Annotated in this window: 16 protein-coding genes; 10 read left to right on the top strand and 6 right to left on the bottom strand. The window is 73.0% G+C overall.

Annotated features, from left to right (window positions below):
- Positions 1-140: 140 nt before the first annotated feature.
- Positions 141-515 carry a 4-carboxymuconolactone decarboxylase gene (pcaC, locus tag BUE30_RS08590; RefSeq protein WP_073328587.1) on the bottom strand — a complete coding sequence of 125 codons (375 nt, stop codon included), beginning with the start codon at positions 513-515 and terminating at the stop codon, positions 141-143.
- Positions 516-645: 130 nt separating this feature from the next.
- Between pcaC and BUE30_RS08585 the strand changes: the two genes are divergently transcribed.
- The 5 genes from BUE30_RS08585 to lpxK all read left to right on the top strand — a co-directional run bounded on the left by BUE30_RS08585 (position 646) and on the right by lpxK (position 5,317).
- Complete coding sequence (locus BUE30_RS08585; RefSeq protein WP_073328582.1) at positions 646-1,992, top strand: TldD/PmbA family protein; 1,347 nt, start codon at positions 646-648, stop codon at positions 1,990-1,992.
- On the top strand, positions 1,979-2,764 hold the full coding sequence (locus tag BUE30_RS08580; protein WP_244526315.1) for a 3'(2'),5'-bisphosphate nucleotidase CysQ: 786 nt from the start codon (positions 1,979-1,981) through the stop codon (positions 2,762-2,764). Before BUE30_RS08585 ends, BUE30_RS08580 begins: the two co-directional genes overlap by 14 nt.
- A 149-nt stretch (positions 2,765-2,913) precedes the next feature.
- Entirely contained in the window at positions 2,914-3,159 is a 246-nt protein-coding gene (locus BUE30_RS08575) for a DUF4170 domain-containing protein (RefSeq protein ID WP_073328579.1), read from the top strand.
- Positions 3,045-4,328, top strand: coding sequence for a 3-deoxy-D-manno-octulosonic acid transferase (locus tag BUE30_RS08570; protein WP_244526342.1), 1,284 nt, complete (start codon positions 3,045-3,047; stop codon positions 4,326-4,328). The genes BUE30_RS08575 and BUE30_RS08570 overlap by 115 nt, the downstream gene beginning before the upstream one ends.
- Positions 4,325-5,317, top strand: a complete 993-nt coding sequence (gene lpxK / locus BUE30_RS08565; protein WP_073328576.1) for a tetraacyldisaccharide 4'-kinase — start codon at positions 4,325-4,327, stop codon at positions 5,315-5,317. Before BUE30_RS08570 ends, lpxK begins: the two co-directional genes overlap by 4 nt.
- On the opposite strand, the gene BUE30_RS08560 is transcribed toward lpxK, so the two are convergent.
- Positions 5,314-6,033, bottom strand: coding sequence for a DsbA family protein (locus BUE30_RS08560; protein WP_073328572.1), 720 nt, complete (start codon positions 6,031-6,033; stop codon positions 5,314-5,316). The genes lpxK and BUE30_RS08560 overlap by 4 nt on opposite strands.
- Positions 6,030-6,557, bottom strand: a complete 528-nt coding sequence (locus tag BUE30_RS08555; protein ID WP_073328567.1) for a DUF721 domain-containing protein — start codon at positions 6,555-6,557, stop codon at positions 6,030-6,032. The genes BUE30_RS08560 and BUE30_RS08555 overlap by 4 nt, the downstream gene beginning before the upstream one ends.
- A 56-nt stretch (positions 6,558-6,613) precedes the next feature.
- Between BUE30_RS08555 and BUE30_RS08550 the strand changes: the two genes are divergently transcribed.
- From BUE30_RS08550 to BUE30_RS08535, 4 genes are all read left to right on the top strand, one after another.
- Positions 6,614-7,714, top strand: coding sequence for an A/G-specific adenine glycosylase (locus BUE30_RS08550; RefSeq protein ID WP_073328562.1), 1,101 nt, complete (start codon positions 6,614-6,616; stop codon positions 7,712-7,714).
- Positions 7,715-7,829: 115 nt separating this feature from the next.
- On the top strand, positions 7,830-8,996 hold the full coding sequence (locus BUE30_RS08545) for an alkane 1-monooxygenase (RefSeq protein WP_073328558.1): 1,167 nt from the start codon (positions 7,830-7,832) through the stop codon (positions 8,994-8,996).
- Positions 8,997-9,062: 66 nt separating this feature from the next.
- Complete coding sequence (locus tag BUE30_RS08540; protein ID WP_073328553.1) at positions 9,063-9,263, top strand: hypothetical protein; 201 nt, start codon at positions 9,063-9,065, stop codon at positions 9,261-9,263.
- An 88-nt stretch (positions 9,264-9,351) separates the two neighbouring features.
- Positions 9,352-9,852: a DUF6653 family protein gene (locus tag BUE30_RS08535; RefSeq protein ID WP_244526314.1), complete on the top strand. Its 501-nt coding sequence runs from the start codon at positions 9,352-9,354 to the stop codon at positions 9,850-9,852.
- Positions 9,853-9,949: 97 nt separating this feature from the next.
- Here BUE30_RS08535 and BUE30_RS08530 read toward each other — a convergent pair whose 3' ends face one another.
- The 3 genes from BUE30_RS08530 to petA are packed head-to-tail and all read right to left on the bottom strand — an operon-like array spanning position 9,950 to position 12,790.
- On the bottom strand, positions 9,950-10,822 hold the full coding sequence (locus tag BUE30_RS08530) for a cytochrome c1 (RefSeq protein WP_073328548.1): 873 nt from the start codon (positions 10,820-10,822) through the stop codon (positions 9,950-9,952).
- Positions 10,823-10,845: 23 nt separating this feature from the next.
- Positions 10,846-12,189, bottom strand: a complete 1,344-nt coding sequence (gene petB, locus BUE30_RS08525) for a cytochrome b (protein WP_073328544.1) — start codon at positions 12,187-12,189, stop codon at positions 10,846-10,848.
- A 10-nt stretch (positions 12,190-12,199) separates the two neighbouring features.
- Positions 12,200-12,790: a ubiquinol-cytochrome c reductase iron-sulfur subunit gene (gene petA / locus BUE30_RS08520; RefSeq protein WP_073328540.1), complete on the bottom strand. Its 591-nt coding sequence runs from the start codon at positions 12,788-12,790 to the stop codon at positions 12,200-12,202.
- 343 nt (positions 12,791-13,133) lie between these two features.
- On the opposite strand from petA, the gene BUE30_RS08515 reads away from it, so the two are divergent.
- Positions 13,134-13,784, top strand: a complete 651-nt coding sequence (locus BUE30_RS08515) for an outer membrane beta-barrel protein (protein WP_073328536.1) — start codon at positions 13,134-13,136, stop codon at positions 13,782-13,784.
- The last annotated feature ends 21 nt before the right edge of the window (positions 13,785-13,805 follow it).

Genomic DNA, 13,805 nt, shown 5'->3' with positions numbered 1-13,805 from the left:
GAAGGGGACCGGACGGGGGGGCGTCCCGGCGGGGCGCCCCCCCCCCGTTGCAGGGTGCCCCCCCGGGTGGCGCGGCCGGCCCTGCCGGCGGCAGGCACAATCGCGGCCCGCAAGGCCGCGCCGCCTGTCCCGGGGGGAGGTCAGTCCGCCCGCTCGGCGAAGACGCGCTTCGCGATGCCGATCGCGTGGTTCGCGCGCGGCACGCCGGCATAGATCGCGACGTGGAGCAGCGCCTCCATCACGTCGGCCTCGCTGGCGCCGGTGCGGGCGGTGGCGCGCAGATGCAGCTCGAGCTCCGCGTCCTGCCCCAGCGCGGCGAGGAGGGCTATGGTCAGCATCGAGCGCTCGCGCAGCGGGATCGTGTCCCGCGCCCAGACCCGGCCCCAGGCGGCCTCGGTGATCAGCTCCTGGAACGGCGCGTCGAAGGCGGTGACCCCCGCCCGGGCCCGCGCGACGTGACCGGTGCCCAGCACCTCCTCGCGGATCGCCGTGCCCCTGCGCTGCAGATCGTCCATCGCCGTCCCCTCCCCTCGATCCTTCGTCCGGTCTAGGCCCCGGCCGGCCGCGGGGGAAGGGCCCGCACTTGCGCCCCGGTGCGGGCGGGCCTACCTGCCACGGCACGCCCCTGATCCCGAAGGCCGCCCCATGCCCCACGACCTCTCCGCGCTGACCGAGGCCCTGCTGAGCGCCGCCCGCAAGGCGGGGGCCGACGCGGCCGACGCGCTCGCGGTGGAGGGCACGCAGATCGAGATCGGGGTCCGCGCCGGCGCGCTGGAAGAGGCGGAACGGTCCGAGGGGATCGACCTCGGCCTGCGGGTCCTGATCGGGCGGCGGCAGGCGGTCGTCTCGTCCTCCGACGCGCGGGGCCCGACGCTGGAGCGGATGGCCGAGCGAGCGGTCGCGATGGCCCGCGAGGCGCCCGAGGATCCGCATGCCGGCCTGGCCGATCCCGGCCAGCTCGCGCGGGAGCGCGACGCCGCCCGGCTGGAGCTCGCCGATCCCGGCGACGAGCCCGACCCCGCCGCGCTGGAAGAGGCCGCCCGCCGCGCCGAGGACGCCGCCCGCGCGGTCGAGGGCGTGACGCAGGTGCAGTCCGCCGGCGCCGGGTTCGGGCGCCGCCGCGTGCACCTCGCGGCTACGAACGGGTTCGAGGGCGGCTATGCGCGCACCGACCGCGCCATCTCCTGCGTCGCGATCTCGGGCAGCGGCACCGGGATGGAGCGCGACTGGGACCACGACAGCCGCATCTTCGCCGCCGACCTGCGATCCCCCGAGGAGATCGGGCGCCTCGCGGGCGAGCGGGCGGCGGCGCGGCAGGGCGCGCGCCGGCCGAAGACCGGCACCTATCCGGTGCTGTTCGACGAGCGCGTCTCCGCCAGCCTGATCGGGCATCTGGTGCAGGCGGTCAGCGGGTCGGCCATCGCGCGCGGCGCCTCGTTCCTGCGGGATGCGAAGGGCACGCGCATCCTGCCCGAGGGGCTGTCGCTGGTCGAGGATCCGCACCGTGTCCGCGTCCAGGCCTCGCGCCTGTTCGACGCCGAGGGGCTGCCGACCGCCCGCCGCGCCATTGTCGAGGACGGGGTGCTGACGGGATGGATCCTGGACCTCGCCACCGCGCGCAAGCTGGGCGAGGAGAGCACGGCGAACGCCGCGCGGGCGACCTCCGGCACGCCCTCGCCCTCGGTCACCAATCTCGAGCTGACGCAGGGCGCGCGCGCGCCGGACGAGCTGATGCGCGACATGGGGACCGGGCTGCTCGTCACCTCGTTCATCGGGGCGACGATCAACCCCAACACGGGCGACTATTCCCGCGGCGCCTCGGGCATGTGGATCGAGAACGGGGTGCCCGCCTACCCGGTCAGCGAGATCACGGTGGCCGGCAACCTGACCGAGATGCTGGCCCGGCTGGTGCCGTCCAACGATGCCCGCCCGTGGCTGACCCGGGTCGTCCCCTCGCTGCTGATCGACGGGCTCACCCTTGCCGGCGATTGAGGCGGATGCCGCCGACCTCGCCCTGCTGATCGAGGCGGCGGAGGAAGCCGGCGGGATCGCGCTGCGCTACGCGCGGCGCGGCTTCCGCACGACGTGGAAGCCCGACGACAGCCCGGTGACCGAGGCCGACATGGCGGTCGACGCGCATCTGCGGGCCCGCCTCCTCGCCGCGCGGCCGGGCTATGGCTGGCTGTCGGAGGAGACGCCGGACGGACCCGAGCGGCTGGCCGCGCGCCGGGTCTTCGTGGTCGATCCGATCGACGGCACGCGGGCCTATGCCGAGGGCGCGAAGGACTGGGCCCATTCGCTCGCCGTGGTCGAGGACGGCGTGCCCGTGGCGGCGGTGGTGCTGCTGCCGATGCATGGCCGCCTCTACGCCGCGGCGCGGGGCGGCGGCGCGGCGCTGAACGGCGCGCCGATCCGGGCGAGCCGGCGCGAGGAGGTGGCGGGCGCCGCCGTGCTGGCCGCCAAACCCGCCCTCGCGCCGCATCACTGGACGGGAGGCGCCCTGCCGCCGTTCCGGCGCACCTTCCGCTCGTCGCTCGCCTACCGGCTGGCCCGCGTGGCCGAGGGGGCGGACGACGCGATGCTGACGCTGCGCCCGGTCTGGGAATGGGACGTGGCCGCCGGCGCGCTGCTCGTGACCGAGGCCGGCGGCGCCGCCACCGACCGGCGCGGCGCCCCCGCCCGGTTCAACGCGGCGCATCCGCAGCTCGACGGGATGGTCGCGGGCGGGGCGGTGCAATCGCCGCTGCGCGCCCTGCTGGCCTGAGCGGCCGGCCTTTGCCCGGCCCTTCCGCCCCGGCCCCCGGCCCGCCCCTTGCATCCGCCATGTCGGGCGGGCGACGGACCGCTTGACCACCCCCCCGCCGCCCTTACCTTGGGCGCGCATCCCACAGCCCCGCCCAAGGAGGGCCGCCCATGACCCAGCGCCTGCATCTCGTCTTCGGGGGAGAGCTCGTCGACCCGCAGAAGAACGTCTTCCGCGACGTGGCCGACCTGCATATCGTCGGGATGTATCCCGACTACAAATCGGCCTATGCCGCGTGGAAATCCGAGGCGCAGCGCACGGTCGACGACGCCCACATGCGCTACTTCATCGCCCATATCCACCGCCTGCGCGACGAGGAGACGCCCGCCTCCCCGACGGAGGAGCTGGGGATCTGAACCGCTCGCTCCCCCTCGCGGCCTATCTCGCGCTCCGGCGCGGCGGTCTGCCGCTGGAGGAGGCGACGGCCCGGCCGACCGGCCCGCTGGTCTGGATCCATGCCTCCCGGCCCGACATCGCGGCCCGCGCCCGTGTTCTTGCCCAGCGGATCGAGGCGGCGGAAGAGGGCGCGGCGGTGATGCTGACGGGGACCGGGCCCGGCCTCGCCCCGCCGCCGCCCGACCAGATGGCGGCGGTGCGCGGCTTCCTCGCGCATTGGCGCCCCGACGCGCTGGTCTGGCTGGGCGGCGATTTCCGCCCCGTCCTGCTGGCCGAATGCGAGCTGCCGCGCGAGGCGCGCTGCCTCGCCGAGATCGACGCGGACGGCCTGCAGATCGACGGCGGCAGCTGGATGCCCGGCGTTCTGCGGCCGGTCCTCTCGGGCTTCGGCCTCGTCCTGCCGGCGGATGCCGCGGTGGCGACCCGCATGCGGCGGCTCGGCCTTCCGCCCGAGGCGCTGGGCCGGCCGGGAACCCTGGGGGCGGTGCCGCCGCCCCTGCCGGTGCGGGGGCGGGACCATGCCGACCTGCTGGAGGCGCTGGGACCGCGGCCGATCTGGCTTGCCGCCGGCGCCCCGGCCGAGGAGGCGGCGCTCCTCGTCGCCGCGCAGCGCCACGCCGCGCACCGGACCCATCGCCTTCTGATGGTCGCCGCCCCCGCCACGCCGGAAGAGGCCGAGCCGCTGGCCGCCGCGCTCGAGGCCGAGGGCCTCGTCGTGCGGCGCCGCGCCGAGGGCGAGGAGCCGGATGAGCCGACCGATGCCTACATCGCCGACGGCTGCGCCGAGATGGGCCTGTGGTACCGCCTCGCCCCCGTCACCTATCTCGGCGGCTCGCTCACCGGGCGGGCCTGCCGCTCGCCCTTCGAGGCGGCGTCGCTCGGTTCGGCGCTGCTGGTCGGCCCCCAGACCGACCCGCATGGAGAGGCGGCGCGGACCCTGCGCGCGCGCAGCGCGCTGCGCGAGCTCTCGAGCCCCGATGAGCTGGGGCCGGCCCTCGAATCCCTGCTCTCGCCCGAGACCGCTGCCCGGCTCGCCCGGTCGGCCTGGGACGTCGCCACCGAGGGGGCCGAGGCGACGGACGCGGCGCTGTCCTTCGTCGCCGCCGCACTCGAACGGGAGGCGGCGTGACCCCCCCCCGCCACTGGAGCGCCGATCCCGCCGCGCCGGGCCTGCTGCCGCGACTGCTCTCGCCGCTCGGCGCGGTCTATGCCGGCCTGACGGCGCGCCGGATGGCGCGCGGCGCGGGGGCCCGGGCCGGAATCCCGGTCGTCTGCGTCGGCAACCTGACCGCCGGCGGCGCGGGCAAGACCCCCACGGTCATCGCCCTGCGCGAGCGGCTGGCCGATCTCGCGCCGCATGTCGTGGCGCGCGGGCATGGCGGGCGGCTGGCCGGCCCCGTTCAGGTGGACGAGCGACGCCATGTCGCGGCGGATGTCGGGGACGAGCCGCTGCTGCACGCGGCCTTCGGCCCGACCTGGATCGCCCGCGACCGGGCGGCGGGGGTCCGCGCGGCCGAGGCGGCGGGGGCGGGCTGCGTGATCCTCGACGACGGGTTCCAGAACCCCTCGGTGGCCAAGGACCTGTGCCTGCTCGTCGCCGATGCGCGGGCGGGCTTCGGCAACGGACGGCCGATCCCGGCCGGACCGCTGCGCGAGAGGATACCGGACGGCCTGGCGCGGGCGCATGCCCTGCTCACCATCGGGGACGAGGACGAGCAGGCGGCGTTCGACGCGCGCTGGGGCGAGGCGACGGACTGCCTACCCCGCCTGCGCGGCCGGCTGGAACCCCTGGCGATGGGTCTGCCCTGGGCCGGGCTTCGCGCCTTCGCCTTCGCCGGGATCGGGCGGCCCGGGAAGTTCTTCGCCACACTCCGGGGCGAGGGGGCGATCCTCGTGCGCGAGATCGCCCTGCCCGACCATGCCGCGCTGCCCCTGTCGCTGCTGCAGCGGCTCGAGCGCGAGGCGCGGTCCGCCGGCGCTCAGCTCGTCACGACGGAAAAGGACGCCGCGCGGCTGCCGGCGTCCTTCCGGCCCCGGGTCCTGACCCTGCCGGTGCGGCTGAGGGTCGCGGATTGGGGGCCCTTCGGCGAGAGGCTGGAGGCGCTGCGCCGCCCCTAGCGGGCCGGCGGCTCGACCCCGGCCTCCTCGAGCCGCGCGTCGATGATGTCGGCGAGGTCGTCATAGGCCATGTTGGAATACTTCTCGCCGTCGATGATCAGCGTCGGGGTGGAGTTCACCTCGTCCGCCGCGGCGTTCTCCTGGAACCAGGCGACGAGCGTCGCGGCCTGGTCGCCGTCGGAGAGGCAGGCATCCACGGCCTCGCCGTCGAGACCGGACTGCACCCCGATCGTGCGCAGGTTCTCGGCGATGGCCGCCGGGTCCTGCCCGCCGGCGATCCAGTCGCGCTGGCTGGCATAGAGCTCTTCGGCGATACCGAAGAAGCGCATCTCGCCGCCGCAGCGCGCCACCATCGAGGCCCAGAGGCCGAAGCGGTCGAAATAGACCTCGCGCATCGTGAACCGGACCAGGCCGGTATCAATGTAGTCGGTCTTGAGTTGCTGGTACTGGTTCTCGGAGAAGTCGGCGCAATGCGGGCAGGTGAACGAGGCATACTCGATCATCTCGACCGGCGCGTCCTCGGATCCCTGCACCATGTCCACGATGGAGGAGGTGTCGACCTCGGCCGCGGGGGCGTCGCCGGCGGCGTCCTGCGCCATCGCGGCGCCCGGGATCGAGGTCGCGCCGAGCGGGGCGTCGCCAGGCCGGGTCAGCATCCAGGCGCCCCCGGCGGCGAAGGTCAGGCCCAGGGCGGTGGCGGCGAGATAGGTCTTCATCGGCTTTCCTCGTCGGTCTTGGACGTGCGTTTGCTCAGGACATTGGCTGCCAGCGCCTCGAGCGCAAGTCGCAATTGCGTGTCCGTGACCGCGCCGGTCATGCGCGCCGCCTCCGGCGGCGGGGGGCCCGGGGGGGCGGCGGCGGGCGCCGGGGAGAAGCTGGCCTGCCCCTCGGCGAAGCCGGTCGCGGCGGTCTGGGTGATGCGCAGCCGGGCGACGGCCCGGTAGCCGTAGGCGGCGTTCACCCGCTCGACCAGCCGCTCCTTCTGCATCTCGAGCATCGGGGCCTGGGCCCCGGTGGTCAGGACCGTGAGGGTCGCGCCGATCCCGCCGCGCGCATAGCTGATCTCCACGGGCCGGCAGATCGCGGCCATGTCGGCGCCCGCGATCTCGGCCCAGTGGGTCAGCACCCGGCTGACGGCGAAGCCGCGCGATTCGGACGCCTTGCGGATCCGCCCCTCCAGCAGCTTGGAGGTGCGGGCGAAGCCGTAGGTGGAGGGGGTGCGTCGGGACTGGTGCGCCATGAGGGGGCAGACTACACCCTTCCGCGCCGATGCGGGAGCGGGGGAGAGACGGAAAGATGGGGAGGGACGCGCGCGAGGTGGCGGCGCTGCAGGCGGAGCTTCTCGCCTGGTACGACCGACATGCCCGCGCCCTGCCCTGGCGCGTGCCCCCCGGGTCCGGGGCGCGGCCCGACCCCTACCGGATCTGGCTGTCCGAGGTGATGCTGCAGCAGACCACCGTCGCGGCGGTGAAGGACTACTTCCACCGCTTCACCGCGCGCTGGCCCACGATCGCCGACCTCGCCGCGGCCGAGGACGGCGAGGTGATGGCCGAATGGGCGGGCCTCGGCTACTACGCCCGCGCCCGCAACCTGCTGAGATGCGCCCGCGCCGTGACGGCGTCGGGCGGCGCCTTTCCCGACACGCGCGCGGGGCTGATCGCCCTGCCGGGCATCGGGCCCTATACCGCCGCCGCGATCGCCGCGATCGCCTTCGACCGGGCCGAGACGGTGGTCGACGGCAATGTCGAGCGGGTGATGGCGCGCCTGCACGACATCCGCACGCCGCTGCCGGCGGCGAAGGCCGAGCTGAATGCCCGCGCGGCCGAGCTGACCCCGGCCCGCCGGCCGGGCGATCACGCGCAGGCGGTGATGGATCTCGGCGCGACGATCTGCACGCCCCGCAATCCTGCCTGCGGGATCTGCCCCTGGCGCGGAGCCTGCGCCGCGCGGGCGGCCGGCACGCAGGCCGAGCTGCCGCGCAAGGCGCCGAGGAAGGCCAAGCCCCTCCGGCACGGCATCGCCTGGATCGGACGCCGGGCCGACGGCGCCTGGCTGCTGGAGCGGCGCCCGGAGACGGGCCTGCTCGGCGGCACGCTCGGCTGGCCCGGCACCGACTGGACCGAAGCCCCCCCGGGCGGCGCATCGCCGGGCGGCGAGTCCTCGGACGGCGCGCCCCCCGCCCCGGCCGCGTGGCACGCGGCGGGCGAGGTGCGCCATACCTTCACCCATTTCCATCTGGTCCTCGACATCCGCGCGGCGGACCTGCCAGAGGGATGCGCTCCGGCGCGGGGCGAATTCGTCGCGGCGGCGGCCTTCGATCCCGCCGCGCTCCCCACCCTCATGCGCAAGGCCCATGCCCGCGCGCTGCCCGCGCTGGGGGGCCGCCCGGCCGGGTGACCCCGCCCCCCCTTATCTTGCCTCAAATACTCCGGCGACCGGCCCGCCACAGGCGCGGATCCGGGACGGGTCGCCCCGATTGCCACGTCCCGCGGGGACGGCGTATCCTGCCCCCATGACCGCCCAGGCCCCGACCCCCTTCGCCGGCCGCGCGCGCCTGCGCGCGGCGCTGCCCTTCTGGCTGTCGCTGGGGCTGATCCCGCTGGCCTGGTTCGTCGCCGGGCGGGGGGGCTGGACGATCGCGCTACTGCCGATCGCGACCTGGTGGCTCTTCATCCTGCTCGACGCGCTGCTCGGCGCCGAAGAGCGCAATGCCGACCCCGGGACGGCGGAGGCCGAGCTGCGCTGGTACCGGCTCGTCACCTATCTGTGGCTGCCGGCGCAGGTCGTGACCCTGTTCGGGATCCTCGCCTGGGTCACCCGGTCGGACCATCTCGATCCGGTGGGGCAATGGGCGCTCTTCGCCGCGCTGGGAATCCTGTCGGGGACGATCGGCATCAACTACAGCCACGAGCTCATGCACCAGAAACCGCGGTGGGAGCGGTGGCTAGCCGACATCCTGCTGGCCATGGTGCTCTATTCCCATTTCCGGTCCGAGCACCTGCTGGTCCATCACCGCCATGTCGGCACGCCACGCGACCCGGTGACGGCCCGTTACGGCGAGGGATTCTACCGGTTCTTCCTGCGGGTCCTGCGGCAGAGCCCGGTCTCGGCCTTCCGCGCCGAGGCGGCGATGCAGGCGCGCCGGTCCCGCCCCTGGTGGCATCGCAGCAACCCGTTCTGGCGCTACTGGGCGCTGCAGGGCGGGTTCGTCCTGCTCGCGCTGGTCCTCGGCGGGCCCTGGGGGCTGTTCCTGTTCCTGACGCAGGCCTTCTGGGCGGTGTTCCAGCTGGAGCTGGTGAACTACGTCGAGCATTACGGGCTGACGCGGCGCCATCTCGGCGGCGGGCGATACGAGCATGTCCTGCCCCGGCACAGCTGGAACGCCGACCACAAGGCGTCGAACTGGCTGCTGATCAACCTGCAGCGCCATTCCGACCACCATTACAAGCCCGACCGCCGCTTCCCCCTGCTCCAGACCTACGCCGACGAGGAGGCGCCGCAGCTGCCCTACGGCTACCCGGTGATGACGCTGGCGGCGCTGGTCCCGCCGCTCTGGCGGCGAGTGATGAATACGCGCGTCCGCGACTGGCGCGCGCGCTACTATCCCGACATCGCCGACTGGCGGCCCTACAACCGGGGCACGCTGCCGCCGTCGGGCGGGGCGGCCCGGGGCGCCTGAAGGACCGGGTGCGCGGCACCGCACGAGGCGCTTGACGCGCCGCGCGGCCGGGCGCTCTCTACGCTCATGCACCTGGTCTATCGTCCCCTCCGCTATGCCGCGATCGGCTTCGCCGCCGGATTCTTCGGCATGGTCTTCGCGCATTTCTTCGGGCCGGATGCGGGCGAATCGACCAATTGGGGCCCGGCGATCTGGGCCGGGGCCGGGTTCGCGGTGCTGGCCACGATCCTCGGCCTCTGGCGGGACGCCCGGATCCGCCGCCGCTAGGCCTGGCAGAAGCCGGGGACCGGTCCCCGGCGAAGACGAGGGAGGATCGGTCCTGGGACTCTTCGACTTCGGCGCGCGGGTGATGACCATGTCCGACGCGACATGGGCCCGGCATGCCAATCCATGGAGCGGCTGGTCGCGGCTGTCGATCCTCCCCCTGCTCGCGCTTGCCGGGTGGAGCCGCCTCTGGCTGGGATGGGGGGCGTCGATCCCGGCGGGGGCGGTGCTGGCCTGGGCCTGGCTGAACCCGCGCCTGTTCCCGGCCCCCGCCGGCATCGACGCCTGGATGTCGAAGGGGGTCCTCGGCGAGCGGATCTGGCTGTCGCGCCGCGACGACCCGATCCCGGCGCATCACGCGCCCGTCCTGCGTGTCCTGACGATCGTGGTCCTTGCGGGCACCGCCCTGCTGCTGGCGGGGATCCTCCTCCTCGACCCGGTCCTGACGCTCACGGGCCTGTCCGTGGCCATGCTGGGCAAGCTCTGGTTTCTGGACCGCATGGTCTGGATCTTCACCGAGGCGGACCACACCGAATGGCCCCTGTCGCCCGGCGCCGGGCCGAGCGGCGCCCGCGACAGGCGGGCCGGCTGACGGGGCCCCTGCCCGTTCCCCCGAACGGAAAAGGGCCCGCCCCCTTCGGGGACGGGCCCTCGCGATGTCCCCCGGCGATGCCGGGCGGCCCGAGGGATCAGTGATCCCGCTCGACCCTGGTCTTGTGCGGCGCCCAGAGGCGCTTGTTCGTGAGGTAGAGCAGCGCGGCGAGGATCACGAGGAAGATCATCCCCTGCATGCCGGCCGCCTTGCGGGCATTGAGATGCGGCTCGGCCGTCCACATCAGGAAGGCGGCCACGTCCGCGGCCTCGTGGTGCAGGTCGTTCTCGTGCCCGTCGTCGAAGACCACGTCCTCGCCCAGCAGCGGCGGGGGCATGGCGATCCACGACCCCTCGATCGTCACGTGCCCGTGCTCGTCCCGGCAGCTGTCCGGCACCGACCCGTTCGCGAAGGCGGTGTTGTAGTAGAAGCCGGCCGGCTCGTTGCCGATCGCGCATTCCGGCGCTTCCTCGTAGCCGACCATCAGCGAGGCGATGTATTCCGGCCCGCCCATCCCGTAGAGGATCTGGTTGATGCCCAGCCCGTAGGGCCCGTGGAAGCCGGCCCGCGCCTTCGCCATCAGGCTCAGATCCGGCGCGTTCGCCACGGCCGAGCGGCCGAACCGGTCCGCGGGCGTCGCGGGCCGGTAATCGCCCTGCCCGTCGGCCAGCGTCTCGTCGAAGACCTCGTACTGCGCGGCATAGGCCCGCATCTGGTCCTCGGGCAGCATCGGGCCGCCCTCCTCGCTGAGGTTGCGGTAGGACAGGTACTGCAGCCCGTGGCAGGCGGCGCACACCTCGGTGTAGATCTTCAGCCCGCGCTGCAGCTGCAGCGGATCGTAGGATCCGAACGGCCCCTCGAAGGGGAAGTCGAAATCCTCGACATGGGCCTCTCCGGCGGCGAGCGCCGCCGTTCCGGTCCCGAGGGCCGACAGCCCGAGAAGGGCGGAGAGAGCGAGTTTCTTCAGCATCGTTTCGGTCCTTCGCTCTCTTCTCATTCCGCCGGGTTCACGACGGTCTTGGTCCCGCCCGTATGCGCGCTGTAATGGGCCGCGAAATCCTCCTCGATGGTCGAGGGCGGGGTCAGCGGCCTCTCGAACACGCCGAGCAGCGGCAGGATCACGAGGAAATAGGCGAACCAGTAGGTCGCGCCGATCAGGGCGATGTAGGGGTAGATCCCCTCGGCCGGCATCGCGCCGACCCACATCAGGACGACGAAGTCGACGACCAGCAGCGCGAACCACCACTTGAACATCGGCCGGTAGCGGCCCGAACGCACGCTCGACGTGTCGAGCCAGGGCGCCAGCGCCATCACCGCGATGGCCCCGAACATCGCCAGCACGCCGAAGAACTTGGCGTCGACGATGCCGAAGGTCACCCAGTTCGCGAACATCACGACCCAGACGTCGGCGGTGAAGGCCCGCAGGATCGCGTAGAAGGGCAGGAAGTACCATTCCGGCACGATGTGCGACGGCGTCGCGAGCGGGTTCGCCTCGACGTAGTTGTCGGGGTGGCCGAGGAAGTTCGGCATGTAGGCGACGATCCCGAAGAAGACGATCAGGATCACGGCCAGCGCGAACAGGTCCTTGATGACGAAGTAGGGCCAGAAGGGCAGCGTGTCCTTCTCGGCCTCGGCCTTGGACGTGCGGCGCACCTCGACGCCGGTCGGGTTGTTGTTGCCCGTGGAGTGGAAGGCCCAGACGTGCACGACGACGAGGCCGGTGATCACGAAGGGCAGCAGGTAGTGCAGCGAGAAGAACCGGTTCAGCGCCGGCTGGCCGACCGCGCCCGCGCCCAGCAGCCAGGTCTGGATGCTGTCGCCGACGAAGGGGATCGCGCCGAAGAGGCCGGTGATCACCGCGGTGCCGTGGAACGACATCTGCCCCCAGGGCAGCACGTAGCCCATGAAGCCGGTCGCCATCATCAGCAGGTAGATCAGCATGCCGATGATCCAGGTCACCTCGCGCGGGGCCTTGTACGAGCCGTAGTAGAGGCCGCGGAAGATGTGCAGGTAGACGGCGAAGAAGAACAGCGACGCGCCGTTGGCATGCAGGTAGCGCAGCATGAAGCCGCCGTTCACGTTGCGCATGATGTGCTCGACGCTGGCGAAGGCCATGTCGACATGCGGCGTGTAGTGCATGACCAGCACGATGCCGGTCGCGATCTGCAGCACCAGGGCGAAGACGAGGACGATGCCCCAGATCCACATCCAGTTCAGGTTCTTGGGCGTGGGGATCATCAGCGTGTCGTAGAGCAGCCCCACCACGGGGAGGCGGCGGTTCAGCCACTTCTCGCCGCTGGTCCTCGGCTCGTAGTGATCGTGCGGAATGCCGGACATGTGCGCCTCCTCAGCCGAGCTGGATCGTGGTCTCGTCGACGAACTCGACGAGGGGGATGGGCAGGTTCAGCGGCGCGGGCCCGCGCCGGATGCGTCCGGCCGTGTCGTAATGCGAGCCGTGGCAGGGGCAGAACCAGCCGCCGAAATCGCCCTGCTCGCCCAGCGGCACGCAGCCCAGATGCGTGCAGACGCCCCACATCACCAGCCAGGGGCTGTCCACGTCGCCCTCGGCGCCGAAGGGGGGCAGCGCGCGGTTGGCATCGGTGGCCGGGGCCGAGACGTCGATGTTCTCGTTCTGCGACAGCGGATCGGGAAGGGAGGCGACGTCGACGCCGTTCGCGGCCTCGATCTCGCCCGCGGTGCGGTTGCGGATGAAGACGGGCTTGCCTTGGAACAGGACGGTGAGCTGCGTGCCCTCGGCGACACCGGACAGGTCGACCCGGATCGAGGAGAGGGCCTGCACGTCGGCCGAGGGGTTCATCTGGTTGACCAGCGGCCAGATCGCGGCGCCGGCGATCACCGCGCCCGCGCCGGCGGTCGCGTAGTAGATGAAATCGCGGCGGGTGCCGGTCCCGGGCTCGTGCTCGTCTGCGTGTGCCATGAAACGCCTCTCCTTCTGGCGCGGGCCTGCCGGCTCCCCCGGAGGCGGCCCTCGCGGCCATGTCCCCTTGCCCGCGGACGACGGTCCCCGGGCGGTCGGCCCCCGTTTAGCGCCGCGGGGCGGGTGCGTCCAGCGGTCAAAGCCCCCCGGGGCCGCGACCATTCGTCATAATCCCGGCCCGCGCGGCGCGCCCCCGCCGCGGCACCGCTCGCCCCGCCCCGGCCCTCCCTCCCCGCCCGGCCGGGCGGGGAAAAAGCGCACCGGGCCGCCGCCCCTTCACCTTGTCTCGACGCGCGCAGGGCATATACTGGTCAACGACAGACCCGAGCGATCGAGCCCCCCCGTGATCCGCCTTGCCGCCATCGTCGCCGCCTTCGGGCTGCTGCCCGTCGCCGCCGCCGCGGAGGTGCAGCTGTCCTTCTACGGCGGGCTGCAATCCTCGCCCCATTCGGGCGTGACGGTCAGGGGCGATTCCGTCCTGCCCGATGCCGACTTCACCGCCGGGTGGGAGGGGCGCTCGCTCGACACCCCGCCCTATTATGGCGTGCGCGCGACCTGGTGGCGGTCGCCGAATCTGGGCTTCGGCCTCGATATGAACCACACCAAGGTCTATGCCGACGACGAGACCCTGTCCGAGACCGGCTACGACCATCTGGAATTCTCCGACGGGCTGAACATCGTCACGGTCAACGCCTATTACCGCTGGCCCGAGGCGTTCGGCCGGGTGACGCCCTATGTCGGCGGCGGCGTCGGCGTCGCCGTTCCGCATGTCGAGCTGCGCGAAGGGGCGAGCGACACGTTCGGCTACCAGGTGACCGGGCCCGCCGCGGCCCTGATCGCCGGGGTCGAGGTGCCCATCTCCGAGGACTGGAGCGTCTTCGGCGAGTACAAGGGCACCTATTCGATGAACGAGGCCGATCTCGACAGCGGCGGCACGCTCGAGACCGACATCGTCACGAACGCCCTCAACGTGGGCGTCAGCTTCAACTTCTAGGCGCCCCGCCCTCCCCTTCGC

This window comes from Wenxinia saemankumensis (assembly GCF_900141735.1).
In the GTDB taxonomy this organism is placed as follows: Bacteria; Pseudomonadota; Alphaproteobacteria; order Rhodobacterales; family Rhodobacteraceae; genus Wenxinia; species Wenxinia saemankumensis.
This window is presented reverse-complemented; position numbering and strand designations above follow the sequence as displayed.

Bases quoted from the DNA above. Each gene is read 5' to 3' on its own strand.
- BUE30_RS08585 (WP_073328582.1), top strand. From the start codon at position 646: ATGCCCCACGACCTCTCCGCGCTGACCGAGGCCCTGCTGAGCGCCGCC.
- BUE30_RS08550 (WP_073328562.1), top strand. From the start codon at position 6,614: ATGGGGAGGGACGCGCGCGAGGTGGCGGCGCTGCAGGCGGAGCTTCTC.
- BUE30_RS08530 (WP_073328548.1), bottom strand. From the start codon at position 10,822: ATGCTGAAGAAACTCGCTCTCTCCGCCCTTCTCGGGCTGTCGGCCCTC.
- petA (WP_073328540.1), bottom strand. From the start codon at position 12,790: ATGGCACACGCAGACGAGCACGAGCCCGGGACCGGCACCCGCCGCGAT.
- BUE30_RS08555 (WP_073328567.1), bottom strand. From the start codon at position 6,557: ATGGCGCACCAGTCCCGACGCACCCCCTCCACCTACGGCTTCGCCCGC.
- petB (WP_073328544.1), bottom strand. From the start codon at position 12,189: ATGTCCGGCATTCCGCACGATCACTACGAGCCGAGGACCAGCGGCGAG.
- BUE30_RS08540 (WP_073328553.1), top strand. From the start codon at position 9,063: ATGCACCTGGTCTATCGTCCCCTCCGCTATGCCGCGATCGGCTTCGCC.
- BUE30_RS08535 (WP_244526314.1), top strand. From the start codon at position 9,352: ATGTCCGACGCGACATGGGCCCGGCATGCCAATCCATGGAGCGGCTGG.
- BUE30_RS08545 (WP_073328558.1), top strand. From the start codon at position 7,830: ATGACCGCCCAGGCCCCGACCCCCTTCGCCGGCCGCGCGCGCCTGCGC.
- pcaC (WP_073328587.1), bottom strand. From the start codon at position 515: ATGGACGATCTGCAGCGCAGGGGCACGGCGATCCGCGAGGAGGTGCTG.
- BUE30_RS08575 (WP_073328579.1), top strand. From the start codon at position 2,914: ATGACCCAGCGCCTGCATCTCGTCTTCGGGGGAGAGCTCGTCGACCCG.
- BUE30_RS08560 (WP_073328572.1), bottom strand. From the start codon at position 6,033: ATGAAGACCTATCTCGCCGCCACCGCCCTGGGCCTGACCTTCGCCGCC.